Source organism: Pelomonas sp. V22, from assembly GCF_030014915.1.
GTDB lineage: Bacteria > Pseudomonadota > Gammaproteobacteria > Burkholderiales > Burkholderiaceae_C > JAUASW01.
Genome location: NZ_JAGIXS010000005.1, coordinates 332,830 through 352,312, shown reverse-complemented (window position 1 = coordinate 352,312; position 19,483 = coordinate 332,830). Strand labels below are relative to the sequence as shown.

The window sequence follows — 19,483 nt, the reverse complement described above, 5'->3', positions numbered from 1 at the left end:
AGCCGTCATGCCTGAACGCATCCTGCTGGTCGACGACGAACCCCATGTGCTGGCCTCGCTGCAGCGGCTGCTGCGGCAGGAACGGCCTGCGCTGAAGGTCGAATGCTTCAGCGATCCCGCTGAAGCGCTCGCCCGCAGCCGAGAGATGAGCTTTGCGCTCGCCCTGTCCGACTACCGCATGCCAGGCATGGACGGCGTGGAGCTGCTGGAGCAACTTCGCCAGATCCAGCCGGACTGCGTGCGCATGATCCTGTCGGCCTACGCCGACTTGAATGGCCTGCTCGATGCGATCAATCGTGCCCGCATCGCCAGCTTCGTGGCCAAGCCCTGGTTCGATGACGCGCTGCTGCGCAACCTGGATGAACTGCTGAGCGAGCGCCGCCGTGGGATCGAGACGCGCGAGCTGGCCGAACTCGAGCGCTTGCGCCAGGGCGCAATGAGCCCGCAGGCCTACGAACTCGCCCGGCTGGAACGGCTGGAGCCTGGCATCACCCATGTCGACTGGGGCCCGAACGGCGAGGTCCTGCTCACACCACTGGACGTGGTCCCATCATGAGCGGCCGCCCCCACCTTCAGGCGGAAGCCGCCCTGCCCGCCAGCCTGACCCAGGCCCTGTCGGCCGTCAGCATGCCGGTGCTGGCCCATGCCGGCCACAGCCTGCTGTTTGCCAACGAGGCCATGCTGCGGTTGCTCGGCGTCAGTGCCGAGATGCTCGGGCTGATGAGTCACGAGGCCTGGGCCACCGAGGAAGACCGCGAACGGCTGAAGACCTACGGCGAACGCTGCCTGCGCGAGGACGGCGACCTGCCGGCGCTGGAATTGCGGGCACGGGCCGCCCATGGCACGGAGCGTCAACTGGAGATCACCGCCCGCTGCCTGAAGCTGGACGACGGCCGGCGCATCGCCGTGCTGAGCTGCCAGGACCTGAGCGACATGCAGCACGTGCAGCACAGCCTGCTGCAGGTGGGGCGGGTGCTGCACCAGATCATCGAGAACGGCCCGGTCGCCACCTTCGTGATCGACGCTGAGCACCGCATCACGCACTGGAATGCCGCCTGTGCACGGCTCAGCGGCAAGTCGTCGGGCGAGATGCTGGGCCGCACCGAGGCCTGGCGGGGCTTCTACCCGCAGGCCCGGCCGCTGCTGGCCGACCTGATCGTGGACGGCGAGGTGGAGGCGCACCGCCGCCTGTTCCCAAGCAACAGCCTGCGCGAATCCAAGATCGGCCCTGGCTCCTACGAGGCCGAGGAGCAGGTCGAGCTGAACGGCCAGCTGCGCTGGATCTTCGCCAGCGCCACGCCCCTGCTGGACATCGAAGGCCGCATGATCGGCGCGGTCGAGACCCTGCTCGACATGAGCGAGCGGCGCAATGCCGAGGAAGCCTTGCGCAGGCACCAGACGGAGCTGGAAGCCATCGTCCAGGAGCGCAGCCGCGCCTTGCACGATACGCACCAGGAGCTCGATGCCCTGCTGCACAACGCCGAGGTGGGCATCGTGGCCAGCTCGCACGCGCAACTCGTAACCTTCAATCGCAATTTCGCCCAGATGTTCGAACTGGGCGACGCACCGGTCGGGCAACTCACCGCACGCGACTTCTTTCCTGATGACGCGGCCTACCTGGAGCTCAGCCAGGCCGTGGCACGGGCCCTGCGCAGGGGTGAATCCCTGCACTACGAAACCACGCTGGTGACCCGCACCGGGCGCCGCCGCTGGGTGCAGATGACGGCCTACAGCGCCAGCCCCGAGGCCCCGATGGAGAAGGTGTGGTGGCTGATGCAGGACCGCAGCGAATACATGCGGGCACAGCAAGAGCTTGTCGAGAACTTCCAGGCGCTCAAACGCATTAATGCGCGGCTGGAGGAGGCTCAGAACCAACTGCTGCAATCCGAGAAGATGGCATCGATCGGACAGCTGGCGGCCGGCGTGGCTCACGAGATCAACAACCCCATCGCCTTCGTCAGCTCCAACCTGGCTTCGCTGCGGCGCTACGCGGAGCCGCTGCTGGCCCTGCTGCAAGCCTCCGGTGCTACACCGCTAGAGGACTTGCCGCCCGCCCTGCGGGAGCGGCTGCAAGCCATGGGTTCGGCCGACGACCGTGCCTTCCTGCTCGAGGACCTGCCGCAGCTGCTCAACGAGAGCCAGGACGGCCTTGACCGTGTGACCAAGATCGTCCACGACCTGAAGGACTTCTCGCGAGTCGACAACGCCGACTGGCAGGACGCCGATCTGAACCAGGGTCTCGAGTCCACGCTCAACGTCGTGATGAACGAGGTCAAGTACAAGGCTGAGATCGTCCGCCACTACGGCACGCTGCCGCGCGTGCGCTGCCTTGCTGGACAGCTGAACCAGGTCTTCATGAACCTGATCGTGAACGCCGCACATGCCATCGACGGCCGTGGTCGCATCACGCTCAGTACGCGAGCACAGGATGGCTGGGTCTGCATCGAGGTGGCAGACACCGGGCGCGGCATGTCAGCCGAGGTCCAGCGGCGCATCTTCGAGCCCTTCTACACGACCAAGCCGGTGGGCCAGGGCACGGGCCTCGGGCTGTCGCTGTCCTTCTCCATCATCAAGAAGCACGGCGGCCGCTTCGAGGTGGACTCGACACCGGGTGAGGGCAGCTGCTTCCGGGTCTGGGTTCCCGTCCAGGGACCGACAGCCGCATAAACTGCGGCGCCATGCGAGCCATCATCCTCGCGGCCGGGCGAGGTGAACGCCTGCGGCCGCTGACCGACACCACCCCCAAACCGCTGCTCCCCGTGCGCGGCAAGCCGCTGATCGAGTGGCACATCGAAGCGCTGGCGCGGGGCGGCGTGCGCGACATCGTCATCAACTGCGCCTGGCTGGAAGAACAGTTCCCGCTGGTCCTGGGCGACGGCAGCCGCTGGGGCCTGCGCCTGCACTACATCTTCGAGCAGCAGCGCTTCGGCGGCGCCCTCGAGACGGGCGGCGGCATCGCGACCGCCCTGCCGCTGCTGTGCGCCGACGGCGATGCGGCCTTCTGGGCCGTGTCGGGTGACATCCACATGCCAGGCTTCGAGTTCGATGCCGCAAAGGCCGCCCGCTTTGCCGCCTCGCCGCAACTGGCCCACCTGTGGATGGTGACGACGCAGGCTCAGCATCCGCAGGGCGATTTCGCCATTGATGCCGACGGCCATCTGCGCGCCGACGGCGAGCCCTTGCAGGTGTTCGCCAACATCGGCCTCTACAAGCCGGCGCTGTTCGACGTGATCCAGAGCGGCGAACGCCAGCGCATGCGCAAGGCGCTGGACCATGGCATCGCGCTAGGCCGCATCACGGCCGAGATGTACACCGGCCCCTGGGTCAACGTGGGAACACCGGAGCAGCTGGCTGCGCTGAACGCCTGAGCGGCAGATCCACTCAGGCGCTGCGCACGACGCGCAGCTGCGGGTCTTCCAGCCAGTCACCCGCCGGCGCGCGCACATGGCGTTGCAGCTCCGCCGCGCTGAGCTCTTCATCCACACCCAGCACGCCCACCCAGCGGTTGCGGCCAGCGCGCTTGGCGGCATAGAGCGCGCCATCGGCCAGCGCCACCACGCCGGCCCAGTCCAGCGCGCGCGGCTGTTTGCGCGACAGCGGGAAGACCGCGAAGCCGACCGAGCAGCTGCGCGAGACCTGCTTGCCATCGGGCAGCCGGAACGGGCGGTCGGCCACCATGGCGCGGGCCCGCTCGGCCAGCTCCAGTGCATGCTCGCGCGAGGCAGCGCGGGCCACGATCAGGAACTCCTCGCCGCCCCAGCGCACCAGGTAGTCGGCCTCGCGGAACACCGGCTGCAGGCGCTCGCGCATCTGCACCAGCACGGCATCGCCGCCGGCATGGCCGTGCTCGTCGTTGACCCACTTGAAGTGGTCGATGTCGACCAGGAAGAACACCAGGTCGGCGTCCTGCGGCTCGGCATGGCCGTGGGCCATGTCCTCGAAACGGCGCAGCGTCCAGGCCACGTCGGATTCGATGTGCTGGGTCAGGAAGCGGCGGTTGCGCAGGCCGGTCAGCGGGTCGGTCAGGCTGGACTCCTCCAGCGCGGCGCTCTTCTGCTGCAGCGTGGCCGAGAGGCTTTCCAGCTCGGCCGTGCGGCTGCGCACCATGCCCTCCAGCACCTGCTGACGGCGGCGCAGGTAGCCGGTGCGCAGCTGCACCACGGCCCACAGGCCCAGCAGGGCCAGCAGGATGAACAGCGCGCGTGCCCACCAGGTCTGCCACCACATCGGCAGCACCTCGAGCGGCAGGCTCAGCTCGTGGGGGCTCCAGGTGCCGCTGCGGTTGGTGGCGCGCACCTTCAGCGTGTAGCGGCCGGGGTTCAGGTTGCTGTAGCTGGCAACGCGGAAATTGGCGCCGGTGCTGATCCAGTCGGGGTCGTAGCCGTCCAGCCTGTAGCGGTAGCGCACGCGTGCCGGGTCGCTGTAATCGAGGGCTGCGAACTCGACGCTGAAACTGCGCTGGCCGGGTTTGAGCGCCAGACCCTCGGCCGCCTGGCCCAGGCCCTGACGGCGGCCGTCGACACGCAGCTCCGTCAGCACCACCGGCGGCTGGAAGCTCCAGCCATCGAAACGGTCCGGGTCCACCACCAGGAGGCCGCGGCTGCCGCCGAACAGCATGCGGCCGTCGCTGGTGGCGCTGTAGGCGCGGAACCAGCCGGTGCCGAAGTCCACGCCATCGGCAGCGGTCAGCTCGTAGACATGGTCCTTCTGCGGGTCGTAGACATGGTGCTGGGTCCAGAGGCGACCGCGGCCGTCCTGCATCAGGTTGGCACCGAAGGCGCGGCCGCCTATGCCATGGCGCTCGCTGATGCGCTCGAAGGCGGCGGTCTTGCCATCCCACTCCAGCATGCGGTGCAGGCCGATGGCCGTGTCCACCCAGAGCCGCTGCTCGCGATCCACCAACACGCCGACCACCGAGCTGTGGGCCAGGCCCTGACCGTTGCGCGCCTGGATGGCCAGCAGCTCACGTCCGCCGGGCGCGATGCGGAACAGGCCGTTCTCGGTGCCCACCCACTGGCCGCCGTCGGCGGCTTCGGCCAGCGCATTCACGTCGCCGCTCAGCGCGCGGCCGCCGGCGATGTGCAGGCGCTCCAGCGAGCCCTTGCCTCGCTCGAGCAGGTAGAGCCCGTCCTGCGTGGCGATCCACAGGCGGCCATCGCTGCTCGCCAGCATGCGCCGCACCCGGCCCTGGCCCGGCTTGTAGGTGTGCAGCACCTGGCGGCGGCTGGCGTCGAGCTGGTGCACGCCGGCATCGCTGCCCAGCCACACGGTGCCGTCCGGCGTCTGCGCGATGGCGCCTATGCGGCCATTGGGCAGCCCCCCGGGGCGCCCGGGCGCCGGCACCAGCGAGCCAGTCAGCCGCATCTCGCGGTCGAAGACGGCCACGCCTCGCTCGGTCGTGCCGACCCAGGTCTCGCCATCGGCCAGCTGCTTGACGCTGCGCACATTGGGATCGTCGAACACGCCGCCAAAGCCCTCGGCCTCGCGCCGCACCCAGATGCTGCGGTTGACCGGATCATGGCGTTGCAGGCCGCCGCCATAGCCGCCGACCCACAGCCAGCCGGAGCGGTCGCGCAGCAGCGAGCGCACCTCGTTGCCGGCCAGGCTGGCCGGGTTGCGCGGGTTGTGGCGCAGCACGCGCAGCAGCTGGCCGTTGCCCGTGCGCACCTCGATGCCGCCGGTGCGACCCACCCACAGCTCCTGCTCGTGCGCAGCGACGAAGCTGGCCACCGAGCCGCGTTCGCCCCCGCGATCCAGCAGCTGGTGCTGGCCCGTCGCGGGGTCCAGCAGCAGCAGATCGCCCTGCTGCGTGCCTATCCAGAGCTTGCCGTCCTCGGCTTCATGCAGTGCGTAGACGATGCGCTCGGCCAGCGGCTCGCCGGGGCCCGACAGCACCGGCTCGAACTGCTCGCTGCCGGCCTTGCGCCGGGCCAGCCCACCCCAGCTGCCGACCCACAGCGTGCCGGCCTTGTCGACCAGCAGGGTCTGCACGCGGTCGTCGGGCAGGCGGCCCGGCTGGCTGCCGTGGCGGTGGTGACTGAAGCGGCCACTGGCGGGGTCGAAGCGGTCCAGGCCACCGCCTATGGTGCCGATCCAGATGCCGCCGTCGGCGCCTTCAGCCAGGGCACGGATGGTGCCGGGCGCCAGGCTGTCCGCCTTGTCGCCGTCGTTGCGGAAGACCTGCACCTGCTCGCTGGCCGGGTCGTAGACGCCGAGGCCTTCGGACTCCGTGCCAATCCAGAGCCGGCCGTCCCGCGCCGCCAGCAGAGCGCGCACAAAACCGAGGCCCTTGCCGGCCTTGTCGCCATCGCTGCGCAGCTGCACGCGGAAGCTGTAGCCGTCATAGCGCACCAGGCCGGCGCCCGTACCTATCCAGAAGAAGCCGTATTTGTCTTGCGCCAGCGCGGCCACCACGCCGGACGGGATGGCACTGCCCTGGCCTATCGACTCGAAGCGCGGTTCGCCGAGCAGCCCCGCCGGGGCTGCCGAAGCCGGGCGAGCAGCCGCCAGCAGCAGCAAGATCAGGACAGCAGCAAGGAATCGAAGCATCGCGACCATGGTAGCCGAGCGCCATGACCTGCCCAAGCCGGCCAGTGGGCATCGTGCCTCGGCAATCAGGATCGCAGCGTGTGCGTGCCTGCCGCGTCCAGCAGCGCCTGGGCTGGCCGCTCTTGGGGCAGGTCCATGCTCAGCACGCCGGTCCAGGCATTGCGGCCGCGCGACTTGGCGTCGTAGAGGCCCGCGTCGGCCAGCTTGACGGCCTCGTCCCAATCGACCGCGCGCGGCTGCCGCGGGTCCGGCGGGAAGGCCGCGAACCCGAGGGAGCAGGTGCACGCCAGCTCACGCCCCTCGCCGATCTGGAAGGGCTTGCCGGCCACGGCGGCACGGGCCCGTTCGGCCAGCTCGGCCGCATGGGCCCGGTCCGTGCCACGGGCCACGATCAGGAACTCCTCGCCGCCCCAGCGCACCAGAAAGTCCACATCGCGGAACACCGGCTGCAGCCGCTCGCGCATCTGCTGGATCACCGCGTCGCCGGCCGCATGGCCCTGGCGGTCGTTGACCTGCTTGAAGTGGTCGATGTCGACGAGGAAGAAGATCAGGTCAGCATCGGTCGGCGCCGGCCCGCCCTGGCGCGCCTGCTCCTCGAAGCGGCGCTGGGCGAGGCTCACGTCGGCGGCGATGTGCTGGGTCAGGAAGCGGCGGTTGCGCAGGCCGGTCAGCGGATCGGTCAGGCTGGATTCCTCCAGCTCCTGCGTGCGCTCGCGCACCTTGGCCTCCAGCTCGGCCTGGCGCCGCACCAGCTGGCGCGTGCGCGCATGGATGACGCTCAGCACCAGGGCCAGACCGCCGATGCCAAAGAGCAGGCGCGCCCACCAGGTCTGCCACCAGGTCGGCAGCACGCGCACCGGCAGCGACAGCTCCTGCGAGCTCCAGACGCCGTTGCGGTTGCTGCCCTGCACATGCAGCCGGTAGTTGCCGGGCGAGAGGTTGCCGTAGCTGAGCACGCGCGCACTGGCGCCGGCCTCGGTCCAGTCGCTGTCTTCGCCGTCCAGGCGGAAGCGGTAGCGGTTGCGCGTGGGGCTGCTGAAGTCCAGCGCCGCGAACTCCAGCGTGAAGCCGCGCTGACCCGGCAGCAGGCGCAATTCATCCTGCGGCAAGGGCGCCGGGCGGCCGTCGATGCGCAGTTCGGTCGGCACCACGGGCGGCTCGTAGCGCCAGGGCTTGAAGCGCACCGGATCGACGACCAGCACGCCATGGCTGCCGCCGAACAGCAGTTGGCCGTCCGGCAACCGGGCATGGCTGCGGAACCAGCCGGTGCCTATGTCCACACCATCGGCCGCCGTGAACAGGTAGTGCGTGCCGTTCTGCGGATCGACGTAGCCGCGGTGGGTCCAGAGGCGGCCTTGTGCGTCGATTTGCAGATTGGCGCCGAACTCCTTGGCCTCCAGCCCGAGGCGCCGGCCTATGGCCTCGAAGCGCGGCGCGTCGGCGTCGGCCCCGGCGGTCTGGAAGAGGCCGCCATTGGTATCGACCCAGAGCCGCTGCTGACCATCCAGCAGCAGGCCCAGCACCGGCGCGGGCGGCGCCTGCTCGGCTCCCGCGCCAAGCGGGCTCAGCGCCGCCGCGCCGCGTGCCAGGCTGAACAGGCCGGCATCGCTGCCAACCCAGAGCCGGCCCTCGGGCGTCTCGGCCAGCGCATTGACGTTGCCGAACAGCGGTTTGCCCCCCTGCAACAGCACGCGCTGCGGCGTTGCTTGCGGGCCTGCCAGGCGGTAGAGGCCGTCCTGCGTGGCGATCCACAGCAGGCCATCGCGGCCGGCCAGCAGGCGGCGGATGCGACTGGGGCTGACCTGCCATTGGCGCAGCAGGCGCTGGCGGGCGTCGAACAGGTTCAGCTGACCGTCGGAGGCCACCCAGATGCGGCCGGCCGCATCCTCGGCCATCGCGCCGACCATGCCATGCGTGAGGCCCGGCTGCCCGTCAGCGACGGGCCGGATCGCGCCGCGCAGCTGCAGGTGTTCATCCAGCACGGCCACGCCGGCCTTGGTGGTGCCGAGCCAGACTTGCCCGTTCTGCAGCACCAGGATGCTGCGCACGTCGGCCTCGGCCAGCACGCTGCTCGCATCGGGCTCGGCTCGTCGCACCCACAGGCCGGCATCGACGGCGCTGTAGCGTTGCAGGCCACCGCCAATGCTGCCCACCCACAGGCCGTCGGCGCGGTCGCGCAAGAGGGTCACGACCTCGTTGTTCTGCAGGCCCCAGGGCTTGCGCACATCGCGCTGCAGGCGCTGCAGCAAGCGGCCGTCAGCCAGGCTGCGCAACTCGAGGCCGCCGGAGCGGGCGAGCCAGGCCGTGTGCTCATCGCGCGGCTCCATCGCATAGACCGAGCCCTGGCCATGGCGCTCCAGCCAGCGGCCGCTCTGGCCATCGGCGGCGATGGCGAACAGGCCCCCATCGACCGTGCCGGCCCAGAGCCGGCCGTCGCCGGCATGGCCCAGCATGGACACCAGCTGGCCCGCCAGGCCGCTGCCGGCTTCGCCGAAGCGCGGCTCACAGCGGTCTTCGCGGCAATGGGCCAGTCCGTTCCAAGTGCCGACCCAGAGCTCGCCCCGGCCGTCCAGGCGCAGCGATTGCACGCGGTCGTCGGGCAGGCTGCCATCGGCACGCCGGTAATGGTGGAAGCGCCGGCTCGCCGGGTCGTAGCGGTCCAGGCCACCGCCCTGCGTGGCGATCCAGATCTGGCCGCGGCGGTCCTCGATCAGGGCGCGCACCGAGCCGGCGCTCGGGCCCTCAGGGTTGGCGGGGTCGTGGCTGAACAAGGTCCAGCGGCCGGTGGCGGGATCGAGCCGGCCGAGGCCCATGCCGTCGCGCCCCACCCACAGGCTGCCATCGCGGGCGGCCAGGATGGCGCGCACCAGGGCCCCGCTCTTGGCCTGGCCGGCCGCCAGCGGGAACGGGCGCAATTGATAGCCGTCAAAGCGCAGCAGGCCGGCGCTGCCGCCGACCCAGACGAAGCCGCGCCCATCCTGGGCCAGTGAATTGACGATGCCGTCGGTGATGCTGCCGGCATCGCCGATGCTTTCGAAGCGGGGCTCGTTCAGCGAATTGGGAGTGGCGGCGCCTCGGGCCGGGGTGGCCCCGGCGGCCAGCAGCAGGAGCAGGAAAGGGGCAAGGGCGGAAGGCAAACGCATAGAGGCAAGACAGGACCGGCCGCCATGCTAAGCGCTGGCCGATGCGGCACCGGGCGAGCAACGCCCGGTGCTGTGCGCTTCTTGACGCTCAGGCGGCCAGCGGCTTGGTCAGCGCATCGATGCGGGCCAGCACTTCCGGCGTCAGGCGCGGGGTCAGGGCCAGGGCGCCCAGGTTGTCCTGCAGCTGAGCGAGCTTGCTGGCTCCGAGGATGACGGTGGAGACATGCGGGTTCTTGTTGGCCCAGGCAATGGCCAGCTGGGCCACATTGCCACCGAGTTGATCGGCGATCTTGGCCAGTTCGACGACGGCCGCGTTCTTGGCCGGGTCGGTCAGGCCTTCGCGCAGGAAGGCCATGTTCTCCATCGCGCCGCGGCTGTCAGCCGGGATGCCGTCCTTGTACTTGCCGGTCAGGAGGCCCGAGGCCAAGGGGCTCCAGGTGGTGAGGCCGAGGCCCAGGTCTTCGTAGAGGCGGGCATATTCCTGCTCGACCTTGCGGCGGCAGAACAGGTGGTACTGCGGCTGTTCCATCACCGGCTTGTGCAGGTGGTGGCGCTCGGCGATTTCCCAGGCGGCACGGATGTCCGAAGCGCTCCATTCGCTGGTGCCCCAGTACAGCGCCTTGCCCTGCGTGATCATGTCGCTCATCGCGCGCACCGTTTCCTCGATGGGCGTGTGCGGGTCGGGGCGGTGGCAGTAGACGAGGTCGATGAAGTCCAGCTGCATGCGCTTGAGCGAGCCATCGATGGCCTGCATCAGGTATTTGCGGTTCAGCGTGTCCTTGCGGTTGGTCGTGGTGTTGCTCTCGCGGCTGAGGCCCCAGAAGAACTTGGTCGAGACCACATAGTCCAGGCGGTTCCACTTGAGCGCCTTGAAGGCCTCGCCCATCACGACCTCGCTCTGGCCTTGTGCGTAGACCTCGGCGTTGTCGAAGAAGTTCACGCCGGCATCAAAAGCCGCGGCCAGCATCTCGGTGGCGGCCTTGGTATCGACCTGGTTGTGGTACGTGACCCAGGAGCCCAGCGAGAGCTCGGAGACTTGCAGGCCGCTGCGGCCCAGACGACGGTATTGCATGGTGGATGCTCTTTGACTGCGGGAGAAGCGGGCAAGCGTAGCGCAGACCGGCCGCTATAGTCTTTTGCATGAGCAATACCCCGCCGCTGCCCTCGCTGAAATTGGCCGTCATCGGCGCAGGCCCCGCCGGCCTGACGCTGGCCCTGCATGCGGCCCGCAGCCTGCCGCAGGCGCAGATCAGCCTCTTCGATGCCCGCCCGGCAGACCGCGATGTGTCGGGCGATCCGCGCACGATCGCGCTGTCGCTGGGCAGCGTGCAGCTCCTGCAACGACTCAAGGCCTGGCCGGTCGAGCTGGCCCAACCCATCCTGCAAGTGCATGTCAGCCAGGCGCCACCCACGCTGCGCGACATGCCGGCCGTGCGCATCACGGCTGCCGAGCAGGGCGTGGATCAGCTGGGCGCGGTGCTGCACTACGGCCAGTTGGTGGCGCCACTGCAGGCTGCCTGGATGGCAGCGGCGGCGGCCGAGCCCGAGCGACTGCTCACGCGCTTCGGCGCGCCGGTGACGGCGGTCAAGGCGGTAGACGGCGGCGTTGAAGTCGATGCCGGCATCGCCGAGTCCTACGACCTCGCCGTGGTGGCCGAGGGCGGCGTCTTCGCTGACCAGGCACGCAAATCCTTCGCGCATGACTACCAGCAGAACGCCTGGGTCGGCACGGTCACCTTGAGCGACCAGAGCCCCGTCGGCGTGGCCTACGAACGCTTCACGCGCAACGGCCCGCTGGCCCTGCTGCCCCTGCGCCCGCGCGACGGCCAGCGCCGTGCGGCCCTGGTCTGGTGCCTGCCACAGGACGAGGACGATGTGGCCGGCCTGAGCGACGCGCAGCGCCTCACCGTCATCAACCAGCTGCTGGCCGACGAGGTCGGGCCGCTGCAGGCGATCAGCCCGCTCAAGTGCTTCCCGCTTGGCCTCAATGCCGAGCGCACCCTGGTCGAAGGCCGCAGCATCCGCATCGGCAACGCAGCCCAGACCCTGCACCCGGTCGCCGGCCAGGGGCTGAACCTGGGCCTGCGCGATGCCTGGAGCCTGGTCGATGCGCTGCGCCGCTCGAACGACATCGACGCGGCGCTGAGAAGCGTCGAATGGCAGCGCGCCCCCGACCGCTGGAGCACCATCGTCAGTACCGACTTCCTGGCCCGCACCTTCAGCTGGCGCTGGCCGGGCCTGCCGGCCGCACGAGCCCTCGGCCTGGCGGCACTGCAGTCGCTGCCGCCGCTGAAGAAGGCCTTGGCAAGACAGATGATGTTTGGGCGGCGCTGAGCAGCGACGGGCCGCGCACAAGGAGGGCAGACCCTTCCGCCCAGGGCCTTCGCGCTCCGGCAGAATCCAGCGATTCCTGCTCCACCGCACGCACCCATGCCCGCAGCCCTGCCCACCCCGCGCTTCAACGAGTTCTACCGCTACGACGCGCTGACCCAGCTCCTGTTCGAGTACGCGGAAGCGCGGCCGAATCTGGTCTCCGTGCGCTCCATCGGCAAGAGCTTCGAGGGCCGCGACATCTGGCTGCTGGTGCTGACCAACACCGCCACCGGCGCCGACGTGGACAAGCCGGCCTTCTGGCTGGACGGCAACATCCACGCGGCCGAGCTGACCGCCTGCACCACCTGCCTGTACTACCTGCACCAGCTGCTGCGCGACCACGGCAACGACGCTGCCATCACCCAGCTGCTCGACACCCGCACCCTCTACATGGTGCCGCGCCTCAACCCCGACGGCGCCGAGCTGGCCCTGTCGGACCGGCCGCGCCACATCCGCAGCTCGACCCGGCCCTACCCCTACGACGAAGAGCCGGTCGAAGGCCTGACGGTCGAGGACATCGATGGCGACGGCCGCATCCTCACGATGCGCATCCCCGACCCGCATGGCGGCTACAAAAAGCATGCGGGCGACCCGCGCCTGATGGTGCCGCGCGAGCCGGGCGAGTTCGGCGGCGAGTACTACCGACTGATGCCCGAGGGCTTCATCAAGGCCCACGACGGCCTGACCGTGGTCGTCAACAAGGACCGCGAAGGCCTGGACCTGAACCGCAACTTCCCGAGCGACTGGCGCCAGGAATACAAGCAGCTGGGCGCCGGCCCCTACCCGACCAGCGAGCCCGAGGTGCGGGCCATGGTGGACTTCGTCGCCACCCATCCCAACATCGGCGCCGCCATCAGCTTCCACACGCACAGCGGCGTGATCCTGCGGCCCATGGGCACACAGAGCGACGAGGACATGATCCCCGAGGACCTCTGGACCTACCAGCGCTTCTCGGCCCTCGGCGAGAAAGCCACCGGCTACCCGGCCATCAGCATCTGGCACGACTTCCGCTACCACCCCAAGGAAGTCATCACCGGCACGCAGGACTGGATGTACGAGCACCTGGGTGCGCTGTTCTGGGTGGTGGAGCTGTGGTCGCCGGCGCGCGAGGCCGGCATCGCGAACACCAAGTGGATCGACTGGTACCGCGACCACCCGGCCGAGGACGACCTGAAGCTGATCCAGTGGAGCGACGAGCAATGCGACGGCCAGGCCCATGTGGACTGGCGGCCCTTCTTCCATCCGCAGCTCGGCGCGGTCGAGATCGGCGGCTGGGACAAGATGAACTACTGGCGCAATCCGCCGCCCGCCTTGCGCGAGCGCGAGGCGGCGCGCTTCCCGGCCTGGCTGACGCAGATTGCCCTCTCGCTGCCCAAGCTGGAGCTGGTCCGCACCGAGGTGCGGGCCCTCGGCCCCGACACCTGGCGCGTGCGCCTGGCCGTGGCCAACAGCGGCTACCTGCCGGCCTATGTGACCAAGCGCGCGCTGGAGCGCAAGGTGGTGCGCGGCGTGATGTTCGACATCCACCTGCCGGCCAATGACCCCGAGGTCAGCCTGATCAGCGGCAAGGAGCGCCTGGAAGGCCCTCAGCTGGAAGGTCATGCGCCCAAGCAAAGCCAGCTCGCCTTCATCGGCACCCGCGAAGTGACGGCCGACCGTGCCGTGGCCGAATGGGTGCTGCGCGCGCCGGTCGGCACGCGGCTCACGCTGACGGCCAGCGCGGAGCGCGCTGGAACGATACGGACCGAGGTGGTGCTGGACTGAGGGCCATGCGCGAAGACAAGCCGTTCAGGCCCTTGGCCGCATTGCTGATTCGCAGGATCCTGGTCTGGGCCCTGCTTGCGACGCTGGCTTTTGCTGCGCTGCAGGCCTGGCTGACCTACCGGGCTGTCGAACAGAGATTCGTCGATACGTTTCGCAGCGTAGGCTCGTACACCGCGGAGACTCTGACGCCGCTCGTCTGGCGAATCCACGACGACCTGGCTCAAAGCATGCTGGATGCGTTGGCAAAGAATCCCATGGTGGGCTACGTCGAGGTGAGAGAAAACTCAGAGGGAACCGGAAGGGTGTTTGCCAAGAGCGGCGACGGGAGCAACACGGATCGTGGCATTGAACTGAGCTTCAGCATCATGGCGCCGTATCCAACAGAGCACGCGATTGGGCAATTGAGGCTGGTCATGAGCAAAGCCGCGTTGCTGGCGGAGGTCTGGAAGAGCGTGGGGGTCGTCGTACTGCAGTGTGCTGCCATGACGGCACTGCTGGTCGCTGCCGTACTCGCTCTGCTCCAACGAAATTTGCTGAGGCCGATGGCGCAGCTCGGCGAGTTCGTCACCAAGCTCGATGCCAACAACCTGAGCGCGCCGCTGGCCATCCGGCGCAGCAGCTCGGCAACTCGCGACGAACTCGACCTCGTGGTCGACGGCTTTCAGACACTGCAGGGCCGCATTGCCAGTCACGTGGACACCCTGTCCGAGCAAGTGGCCGACCGGACCGCCCACCTGCAACGTGCGCTGGACAGCCTGAAGGTCTTGTCAACGACCGATGCGCTGACCGGCTGCTACAACCGCCTGCACTTCGGCGAGCGCTTTCCGCAGGAGCTGGCGCGCGCGCTGAGGTACGGGCGGCCGCTGTCGACCATCTTCTGCGACGTGGACCGCTTCAAGTCGGTGAATGACACCCATGGCCACGCGGTCGGCGATCAGGTGCTGCGAGCCGTCGGCCTGCGACTGCGCGAATCGCTGCGCTCCAGCGGCGACTGGGTGGTCCGCTATGGCGGCGAGGAGTTCGTCCTGGTGCTGCCGGAGACCAGCCTGGTCCAGGCCAGCCAGTTGGCCGAGCGGATACGGCAGGCCGTGGCCGAGCAGGTCCGCATTCCCTTGGCCGACGGCTCGGAACTTTGCGTGACCGTGAGCTTCGGCGTTGCCGAGCAGCATCCGAGCGACGACGGCGAGTCCCTGCTCAAGCGCGCCGACCATTGGCTCTTCGAAGCCAAGCGCTGCGGCCGCAATCAGGTTCAGCCGGTCCTGTAGCGGCCGGCTGGAAGAAGCTCACTCGTCCTCTTTCTCGGCCAGGCCCTGCTCCTTCGCCGCCTGCATGGCCTCGCGCCAGACATGGGCCGGCACGAAGCTCTGCAGCTGCTCCAGCGCGCGCTCGATCAGCTCGTCATGCAGCTCGTGGCCGATGCCGGGGAGGATGTCGGCGGTGACATCGGCACCCAGCTGCACCAGTCGCTGGGCGGCCGTGACCTGGTCCTGGCTGGGCAGCACGCCGTCCTGCAGGCCGTGCAGCAGATGGACGCTGACCTGCGCCGGCGCATGGCCCGGCATGGTGGCGTAGCCGCCGCTGAAGGCCAGCACACGGCCCACCAGCGCCACCTCGACCTGCACCGCCTCCAGCGCCAGCACCGCGCCCTGCGAGAAGCCGGCCAGGGCCACGCGTTGCCAGGGCAGCTCGAACTGCGCCGCCCAGCTGCGCACGGTGGCGATGAAGTCGGGCAGTGCGGCGTCAACGCGCGCCGCGTGGTTGTCGTCATTGGCACCGACCAGCGAATACCACTGCCAACCACTGCCGCCGCCGGGAATGGCGTCGTAAGGCTCAGGGCCATTCAGCGACAGCACGGCCGCCTGCGGGTACTGCGTGTGCAAGGCCTGGGCCAACGGCCGCATCTGCGCGGCATCGGCGCCAGCGCCATGCAGCAGCAGGAACAGCAGATCGGGCTTGCCCTCGGCCGGCAGCAGGGCCAGGGCCTGGGAGCGATGGGTGTCGTCAGCGGTGCTCATGGCACGGATTCTCGCTTGCAGCGCCGGCCGACGCTGCTGCTTTGAGCGCCGTCAAGCCCGCGCAAGCCAGGGGCGTCACCATGAACGCCCTCAACGGTGAGGAATTCCGTCATGCCCATCAAGCGTCGCCCGCTGCTGCTGCTGCCACTGGCCCTGGCGGCCTGCCAGGACGCAGCCACGCCGCTGAAGCTGGGTTTTCTGGGCGGGCTGTCCGGCCGTGTGGCAGACCTCGGTGATGCGGGCCGCAATGGCGCCCTGCTGGCCGTTGAACAGTGCAATCAGGCCGGCGGCCTGCAGGGCCGGCCGGTGGAGCTGCTGATTGCCGACGACGAGCAGAACGAAGAAGCGGCACGGCGCGGCATTGAAACGCTGCGTCAGGCCGGCGCCCGGGCCGTGATCGGCCCGCTGACCAGCTCCATGGGCGTGGCCGTGCTGCCGCTGATCAACCAGCACCAGTTGCTGACCCTCAGCCCCACCATCACCTCGACGGAGCTGTTCGGCCTGGACGACTACCTGATGCTGGTGGCGCCGCCGGTGAGCGAGAACTGCGCGCGCAGCGCTGCCCACCTGCATGCCAAGGGCCTGCGGCGCGCTGCCGTGGCCTATGACCTGGGCAACCGCAGCTACACCGAGGACTGGCTGCGGCACTTCAGCAAGTCCTTCGCCGCCCTCGGGGGCAGCGTGGTGGGCCAGGCTTCGTTCCGTGCCGGCGAGAGCTATGGCGACGTGGTGGGCCGCTTGCTGGCCAGCCAGCCCGACCTGCTGATGTTTGCCGCCAATGCGCTGGATACGGTGCGCCTGACCCAGGCCGCACGCAACCAGGGCGCCACGCAGGCGATCAGCGCCGCCTCCTGGGCCGCCACCGAGAGCCTGCTGCAGCTGGGCGGGCGCACGGTCGAGGGCATCAGCCTGCCGCAGTACTTCGACAGGGATGACCGTTCGCCCCGCTACCTGGCCTTTGCCGAGGCCTACCGCCAGCGCTTCAAGCAGGAGCCCGGTTTTGCCAGCGTCGCCGCGCATGACGCCACCCGTGCGCTGCTCAGCGTGCTGGCCAGCGGCTCGGGCGCGGCGCTCAAGGCCGCCCTGCTGGCCGGCCAGCGCTTCGAGGGCCTGCAGGCCAGCTTCAGCTTCGACCGCTTCGGCGACGCCCAGCGCAAGACCCACATGACCGAGGTGCGCGACGGCCGCTTCGTGCGACTGCCGTGAAAGGGCCGTCCTGGCCCCGCATCGAGCTGCGCCTGCGCACCTCGCTGATGCTGCTGATGGTGCTGGCGGCGGCGCTGACCTTCGGCCTGGTCGGCGGGGCCATCCTGTCGTTGCGCCTGCCCCAGGTCGAGCTGCGGGCGCAGGAGCAGCTGCGCGCACGCGCGCTCAGCACCGCCCGCCTGCTGGACCTGGACCTCTCCGGCATCGAGGCGCAACTGCGACCGCTGAGCCACCTGCTGGCCAGTGCCGCCGCCGATCCGCAGCCGGTGCTGGATGCACTGACCCGCGCCGACAGCCCCTTCGTGGCCGTCTTCCTGCTCGAGGCCAGCGGCCGCGTGCAATCGCTGGGGCTGCGCGATGGCCGCGCCGAGACCCGGGGCGAGTTGCGCGGCGCGGATTTCTCCGGCAACCCGCTGTTCCGAGCCATGCAGGAGCGTGGCAGCGCCGGCAACGGCGCGCTGTGGAGCGACAAGTACCTGTCGACGCTGGCCGGCACCACCACGGTGGCCCTGGCCCTGCCGGTGGACCGCCGCCTGCTGATTGCCGAGCTCGACCTGGGCCGCATGCTGACCAAGCTGGAGCATGCGTCCAAGGAGGCCGAGGCCGAGGTCTTGATCGTCGACGGCCGGGGCCAGTGGCTGGCCTCCACCCGCAGCGCCTTCAGCAGCACCGAGCGCCACCTGAACTACGCCAACATGGCCAGCGTACAGGCACTCGACCGGGGCGAAGCCGGGCCCGGCCGGGAGATGCTGTTCGGCGAGACGCGCCTCATCAGCGCCGTGCGGCCGGCCTTGCTGGGCTGGAGCATCATCGCCAGCGCGCCGGCCGGCTGGGGCCAGTACTCCTACCGGGTCACCGTCCTGCTGGTGCTGGCCGGCTTCGGCGGCGCGCTGGCCATCAGCATGCTGCTGGCGCCCTGGTTTGCCACGCTGTTCACGCGGCCGGTGCAGGCCCTGATCGCGCGTGCGCACGCAGTGGCCGACGGCGACTACCTCGGCGCATGGCCGGGCCGGGGTCCGATCCGCGAGCTCAACCAGCTCGGTGCCGACCTGGCCCGCATGGTCAAGACCATACAGACCCATGGCGAGCGGCTGCGCGCCACGCTGGACAGCGCGCCGGCCGTGTCGGTGCAGTGGTACAGCCCGGACGGCCGCGTGCTGTACTGGAACCAGGCCTCGGAGTCCATGTACGGATACAGCGCGAGCCAGGCCCTGGGCGCCGAACTGCGCGAGCAGCCCTTGATGTACCTGGACGGCGCCCAGGTGCAGGCCTTCCTGGACATCCTGGCCACACTGGACCGCGACGGCGGCAACTTCGGGCCAGCCGAGTTCGAGCTGCGGCACCGCGACGGCCAGCCCGTCCATGTGCTGGCCTCGGTGTTCGCCGTGCCGGGGGAGCGCGGCCAGAAGGTCTTCGTCTGCATGGACGTGGACATCACGGCCGCCAAGCGCAACGAGGCCGAGATCCTGCGCCTCAACCAGGGCCTGGAGGCCCGTGTGGCCGAGCGCACCGAAGCGCTGACCGCCGCGAACGAGGAGCTGCAGACCACCATCGAGTACCTGAAGGCCACGCAGCAGCAGCTGGTGCGCTCCGAGAAGCTGGCCGCCCTCGGACGCCTGGTGGCCGGCGTGGCCCATGAGCTGAACACCCCGCTGGGCAACGGCCTGATGGTGATCACCACGCTGCGCGAGAGTCTGCGGGCCCTGCAGGCCGAAATGAGCCAGGGCCTGCGGCGCAGCACGCTGGACAGCTTTGTGGCGCAGGCCGAGCAGGGCAGCGACATCGCCGAGCGCAACCTGCGCCGCGCCGCCGAGCTGGTGGCCAACTTCAAGCAGGTGGCGGTGGACCAGACCAGCGCGCAGCGCCGTCAGTTCACGCTGAAGGAGATCGTCGGCGAAGCCTTGCTGATGCTGAGTCCGACGACGCGCAAGACGCCGCACCGCCTGCGCACCGTGCTGGCGGAGAACATCTCGATGGACAGCTACCCCGGCGCCCTGGTCCAGGTGCTGAGCAACCTGGTTGAGAACGCGCTGGTGCACGGCCTCGCTGAATGCGCCGAGGGCGAGATCCTGATCTGCACCGAGGCCGGCGCACCCGGCCAGGCCCGCATCGTGATCAGCGACAACGGCTGCGGCATCCCGCCCGAACACCTGGGCCGCATCTTCGACCCCTTCTTCACCACGCGCATGGGACGCGGCGGCTCGGGCCTCGGGCTCCATGTGGTGCACGAGCTGGTCGGCAGCGTGTTAGGGGGCCGAATCAGCGTCTACAGTTCACCGGGCGCAGGCGCCCGGTTCGTGATCGAGCTACCGCTTGCCGCTCCGTTGCAGGTAACGCAGCCGGGTGATCTCTGAACGGGGGTCCTGCCGCCGGCTTGATCCACATCATTCGCCAAGTCGCGCAACAGGCCAGGATGAGATCATCGGCGTCGTA

At 69.5% G+C, this 19,483-nt stretch carries 12 protein-coding genes; 8 read left to right on the top strand and 4 right to left on the bottom strand.

Annotated features, from left to right (window positions below; all coding sequences use genetic code 11):
• Positions 1-7 precede the first annotated feature (7 nt).
• The 3 genes from J7U46_RS17575 to J7U46_RS17565 are packed head-to-tail and all read left to right on the top strand — an operon-like array spanning position 8 to position 3,368.
• Positions 8-556 (top strand): response regulator, encoded by a 549-nt coding sequence (locus tag J7U46_RS17575; protein ID WP_282828157.1) that lies wholly within the window; start codon positions 8-10, stop codon positions 554-556.
• Positions 553-2,667, top strand: a complete 2,115-nt coding sequence (locus J7U46_RS17570) for a PAS domain S-box protein (RefSeq protein WP_282828156.1) — start codon at positions 553-555, stop codon at positions 2,665-2,667. Before J7U46_RS17575 ends, J7U46_RS17570 begins: the two co-directional genes overlap by 4 nt.
• An 11-nt stretch (positions 2,668-2,678) precedes the next feature.
• Positions 2,679-3,368: a nucleotidyltransferase family protein gene (locus J7U46_RS17565; protein WP_282828154.1), complete on the top strand. Its 690-nt coding sequence runs from the start codon at positions 2,679-2,681 to the stop codon at positions 3,366-3,368.
• A gap of 13 nt (positions 3,369-3,381) precedes the next feature.
• On the opposite strand, the gene J7U46_RS17560 is transcribed toward J7U46_RS17565, so the two are convergent.
• From J7U46_RS17560 to J7U46_RS17550, 3 genes are all read right to left on the bottom strand, one after another.
• Positions 3,382-6,549, bottom strand: a complete 3,168-nt coding sequence (locus J7U46_RS17560) for a ligand-binding sensor domain-containing diguanylate cyclase (protein ID WP_282828152.1) — start codon at positions 6,547-6,549, stop codon at positions 3,382-3,384.
• 65 nt (positions 6,550-6,614) lie between these two features.
• Complete coding sequence (locus tag J7U46_RS17555) at positions 6,615-9,692, bottom strand: ligand-binding sensor domain-containing diguanylate cyclase (protein ID WP_282828150.1); 3,078 nt, start codon at positions 9,690-9,692, stop codon at positions 6,615-6,617.
• Between the two features lie 88 nt (positions 9,693-9,780).
• Complete coding sequence (locus tag J7U46_RS17550) at positions 9,781-10,764, bottom strand: aldo/keto reductase (protein ID WP_282828149.1); 984 nt, start codon at positions 10,762-10,764, stop codon at positions 9,781-9,783.
• A 68-nt stretch (positions 10,765-10,832) separates the two neighbouring features.
• Between J7U46_RS17550 and J7U46_RS17545 the strand changes: the two genes are divergently transcribed.
• The 3 genes from J7U46_RS17545 to J7U46_RS17535 all read left to right on the top strand — a co-directional run bounded on the left by J7U46_RS17545 (position 10,833) and on the right by J7U46_RS17535 (position 15,094).
• Positions 10,833-12,026, top strand: coding sequence for an FAD-dependent monooxygenase (locus J7U46_RS17545; protein ID WP_282828146.1), 1,194 nt, complete (start codon positions 10,833-10,835; stop codon positions 12,024-12,026).
• A 96-nt stretch (positions 12,027-12,122) separates the two neighbouring features.
• Positions 12,123-13,829, top strand: coding sequence for a M14 family metallopeptidase (locus J7U46_RS17540; RefSeq protein WP_282828144.1), 1,707 nt, complete (start codon positions 12,123-12,125; stop codon positions 13,827-13,829).
• 5 nt (positions 13,830-13,834) lie between these two features.
• Positions 13,835-15,094, top strand: coding sequence for a sensor domain-containing diguanylate cyclase (locus J7U46_RS17535; RefSeq protein WP_282828142.1), 1,260 nt, complete (start codon positions 13,835-13,837; stop codon positions 15,092-15,094).
• 18 nt (positions 15,095-15,112) lie between these two features.
• On the opposite strand, the gene ypfH is transcribed toward J7U46_RS17535, so the two are convergent.
• Entirely contained in the window at positions 15,113-15,844 is a 732-nt protein-coding gene (ypfH, locus tag J7U46_RS17530; RefSeq protein WP_282828140.1) for an esterase, read from the bottom strand.
• A gap of 111 nt (positions 15,845-15,955) precedes the next feature.
• On the opposite strand from ypfH, the gene J7U46_RS17525 reads away from it, so the two are divergent.
• Together J7U46_RS17525 and J7U46_RS17520 are read left to right on the top strand one after the other, a co-directional pair.
• Positions 15,956-17,050, top strand: a complete 1,095-nt coding sequence (locus J7U46_RS17525; RefSeq protein WP_282828138.1) for an ABC transporter substrate-binding protein — start codon at positions 15,956-15,958, stop codon at positions 17,048-17,050.
• Positions 17,047-19,404 carry an ATP-binding protein gene (locus tag J7U46_RS17520; protein ID WP_282828136.1) on the top strand — a complete coding sequence of 786 codons (2,358 nt, stop codon included), beginning with the start codon at positions 17,047-17,049 and terminating at the stop codon, positions 19,402-19,404. The genes J7U46_RS17525 and J7U46_RS17520 overlap by 4 nt, the downstream gene beginning before the upstream one ends.
• Positions 19,405-19,483: the final 79 nt, after the last annotated feature.

Excerpts from the sequence above, each read along its gene's own strand:
- J7U46_RS17575 (WP_282828157.1), top strand. The coding sequence starts at position 8 with ATGCCTGAACGCATCCTGCTGGTCGACGACGAACCCCATGTGCTGGCC.
- J7U46_RS17570 (WP_282828156.1), top strand. The coding sequence starts at position 553 with ATGAGCGGCCGCCCCCACCTTCAGGCGGAAGCCGCCCTGCCCGCCAGC.
- J7U46_RS17565 (WP_282828154.1), top strand. The coding sequence starts at position 2,679 with ATGCGAGCCATCATCCTCGCGGCCGGGCGAGGTGAACGCCTGCGGCCG.
- J7U46_RS17560 (WP_282828152.1), bottom strand. The coding sequence starts at position 6,549 with ATGCTTCGATTCCTTGCTGCTGTCCTGATCTTGCTGCTGCTGGCGGCT.
- J7U46_RS17555 (WP_282828150.1), bottom strand. The coding sequence starts at position 9,692 with ATGCGTTTGCCTTCCGCCCTTGCCCCTTTCCTGCTCCTGCTGCTGGCC.
- J7U46_RS17550 (WP_282828149.1), bottom strand. The coding sequence starts at position 10,764 with ATGCAATACCGTCGTCTGGGCCGCAGCGGCCTGCAAGTCTCCGAGCTC.
- J7U46_RS17545 (WP_282828146.1), top strand. The coding sequence starts at position 10,833 with ATGAGCAATACCCCGCCGCTGCCCTCGCTGAAATTGGCCGTCATCGGC.
- J7U46_RS17540 (WP_282828144.1), top strand. The coding sequence starts at position 12,123 with ATGCCCGCAGCCCTGCCCACCCCGCGCTTCAACGAGTTCTACCGCTAC.
- J7U46_RS17535 (WP_282828142.1), top strand. The coding sequence starts at position 13,835 with ATGCGCGAAGACAAGCCGTTCAGGCCCTTGGCCGCATTGCTGATTCGC.
- ypfH (WP_282828140.1), bottom strand. The coding sequence starts at position 15,844 with ATGAGCACCGCTGACGACACCCATCGCTCCCAGGCCCTGGCCCTGCTG.
- J7U46_RS17525 (WP_282828138.1), top strand. The coding sequence starts at position 15,956 with ATGCCCATCAAGCGTCGCCCGCTGCTGCTGCTGCCACTGGCCCTGGCG.